Here is a 3,001-nt window from a genome sequence, read left to right as displayed (position 1 = left end):
AGCGGCTGGAGGCGATCAGGGCGCAGCATGCGCGGCTGTTCCCGGAGTATCCGCTGGGCACGGACTTCACGACTGAAGAGCGGGACTTGTTGCGGGCGCTGAACTGGTTGAAGAGCAAGTTCAAGCTGAGCGAGATGCTGGAGCTGGGCAAGGCAGCGCTGGAGGCGCCGGGGCCGGAGGGGTATGAGCGGCATCTGGCGCGGATGGGGCTGGATGCTCCGCAGGGATTGAAGGAAGAGCTTTATCAGCGCTTGTTGCTGGCAGGGTTGGCAGCGACCTGAAGATTGCAGGGGCTGCTTTGCAGCCCATCGCCGGCAAGCCAGCTCCCACAGGTACTGCACAAGGCTCGGCCTCTGTGAAATTACTGTGGGAGCTGGCTTGCCGGCGATGGGGCCGGTACAGGCTTACTCGATGAAGGACACCACACCGCCTTCCAGCGACTTCACCCGGGCCAGCGATTCAACGCGGTAGCCCTGGCTGTCCAGCTCGGCACGGCCGCCCTGGAACGATTTTTCGATGACGATACCCACGCCAGCTACGGTAGCACCGGCCTGCTTAATGATCGAGATCAGCGCCTGCGACGCCTTGCCGTTGGCCAGGAAGTCGTCGATCACCAGCACGCGGTCGCTGCTGTTGAGGTGGCGCGGCGAGATGGCCACGGTGTTCTCGGTCTGCTTGGTGAAGGAATACACCGAGGCAGTCAGCAGGTTCTCGGTCAGGGTCAGCGACTGGTGCTTGCGGGCGAAAATCACCGGCACACCCAGCTTCAGGCCGGCCATTACCGCCGGGGCAATGCCCGAAGCTTCAATGGTGACGATCTTGGTCACGCCGGCATCGGCGAACAGGCGGGCAAACTCGTCACCGATCAGCTGCATCAGCGCCGGATCGATCTGGTGGTTGAGAAACGCGTCGACTTTGAGAACCTGGTCGGAAAGCACGATGCCTTCTTCGCGAATCTTCTGATGCAGTGCTTCCACTGTAGTTTCCTCGATGTAACAAAGGTTGCCGCTAGCTAGCGGCAAAGTTTAAGAGTAATGGTTGATCAGCGTTTGAGCATTGCCCGGATATCGGCCAGCGCGTTGTTGCCGCGTGCGGCCTTTACCTCGACCGGTGCATCGTCCAGGCCTTCCCAGGCCAGGTCGTCCGGTGGCAGTTCGTCGAGGAACCGGCTGGGCGTGCAGTCGATGATTTCACCGTACTGCTTGCGCTTGGCAGCGAAGGTGAACGCCAGGGTCTGGCGGGCGCGGGTGATACCCACGTAGGCCAAGCGGCGTTCCTCTTCGATGGTGTCGGCCTCGATGCTGGAGCGGTGCGGGAGGATTTCCTCTTCCATGCCCATGATGAACACGTAAGGGAATTCCAGGCCCTTGGAGGCATGCAGGGTCATCATCTGCACACCTTCGGCGTTTTCTTCCTCTTCCTGCTGGCGCTCGAGCATGTCACGCAGCACCAGTTTGCCGATGGCGTCCTCGATGGTCATGTCACCCTCTTCATCCTTCTCGAGGGTGTTTTTCAGCGCTTCGATCAGGAACCAGACGTTGCTGATGCGGAACTCGGCAGCCTTGTCGCTGGCGGTCTGCTGGCGGATCCAGTTCTCGTAGTCGATGTCGCGGATCATCTCGCGCAACGCAGCAATCGGGTCGTCCAGGGCGACCTTGTGGCGAACCCCGTCCAGCCAGTGCTTGAAGCGCTGCAAACGCTCGGTGTAGCGCGGCTCCAGGTGCTCGCCCAGGCCTAGCTCCTCGCTGGCGGCGTACATCGAAATACCGCGCTCGGTCGAGTAGTTGCCGAGTTTTTCCAGGGTGGTGGAGCCGATTTCGCGGCGCGGTACGTTGATCACCCGCAGGTAGGCGTTGTCGTCGTCCGGGTTCACCAGCAGGCGCAGGTAGGCCATGAGGTCCTTGACTTCCTGGCGGCCGAAGAAGCTGTTGCCGCCCGACAGACGATACGGCACCTGGTGGTGCTGCAGCTTCAGTTCGATCAGCTTGGCCTGGTAGTTGCCGCGGTACAGGATGGCGAAGTCGCTGTACGGGCGGTCGGTGCGCAGATGCAAGGTAAGGATTTCCATGGCCACGCGTTCAGCCTCGGCTTCCTCGTTCTTGCAGCGGATGACGCGGATCTCGTCGCCGACGCCCATCTCGCTCCACAGCTGCTTCTCGAAATCGTGCGAGTTGTTGGCGATCAGCACGTTGGCGCAGCGCAGGATGCGGCTGGTGGAGCGGTAGTTCTGCTCCAGCATGACCACTTTCAGGGAGGGGTAATCCTCCTTGAGCAGCATCAGGTTTTCTGGGCGGGCGCCACGCCAGGCATAGATCGACTGGTCGTCGTCGCCCACCACGGTGAACTGGTTGCGCATGCCGATCAGCATCTTCACCAGCAGGTACTGGCTGGCGTTGGTGTCCTGATATTCGTCCACCAGCAGGTAGCGCACGCGGTTCTGCCAACGTTCGAGCACGTCGGGGTTTTCCTGGAACAGTTTGACCGGCAGCAGGATCAGGTCGTCGAAGTCCACCGCGTTGAACGCCTTGAGCGTGCGCTGGTAGTGGGTGTAGACAATGGCGGCGGTCTGCTCGCGCGGGTTGCGCGCTTTTTCCAGGGCTTCGGGTGGCAGGATCAGGTCGTTTTTCCAGGCACCGATCATGTTCTTGATCTCGTCGATGCCGTCGTCGCCTGAGTATTCCTTTTGCATGATGTCGGACAGCAACGCCTTGATGTCCGACTCGTCGAAGATCGAGAACCCCGGCTTGTAGCCCAGCCGGGTGTGCTCCTTGCGGATGATGTTCAGGCCCAGGTTGTGAAAGGTGCACACCGTCAGGCCACGGCCTTCCCCCGGACGCAGCAAGGTGGCGACCCGTTCCTTCATCTCGCGCGCGGCCTTGTTGGTGAAGGTCATCGCCACGATGTACTGGGCGCGGATGCCGCAGTTCTGGATGAGGTGGGCAATCTTGCGTGTGATCACGCTGGTCTTGCCCGAACCTGCACCGGCGAGCACCAAAAGAGG

2 protein-coding genes and 1 pseudogene are annotated in these 3,001 nt (G+C 61.2%); 1 reads left to right on the top strand and 2 read right to left on the bottom strand.

The features are described from left to right. A pseudogene (locus HP546_RS28475) lies at positions 1-281 on the top strand (acetyl-CoA hydrolase); the annotation flags it as partial. Positions 282-404: 123 nt separating this feature from the next. Here HP546_RS28475 and HP546_RS28470 read toward each other — a convergent pair. Then, on the bottom strand, positions 405-977 hold the full coding sequence (locus HP546_RS28470) for a xanthine phosphoribosyltransferase (RefSeq protein WP_172232644.1): 573 nt from the start codon (positions 975-977) through the stop codon (positions 405-407). A 65-nt stretch (positions 978-1,042) separates the two neighbouring features. Further along, positions 1,043-3,001: DNA helicase Rep (rep, locus tag HP546_RS28465; RefSeq protein WP_172232642.1), on the bottom strand; the 1,959-nt coding region annotated here is incomplete at its 5' end.

The sequence above is a fragment of the Pseudomonas sp. CM25 genome (genome assembly GCF_013179705.1).
In the GTDB taxonomy this organism is placed as follows: Bacteria; Pseudomonadota; Gammaproteobacteria; order Pseudomonadales; family Pseudomonadaceae; genus Aquipseudomonas.
The sequence above is the reverse complement of the archived record's forward strand: the minus strand, read 5'-3'. Positions and strand labels throughout refer to the sequence as shown.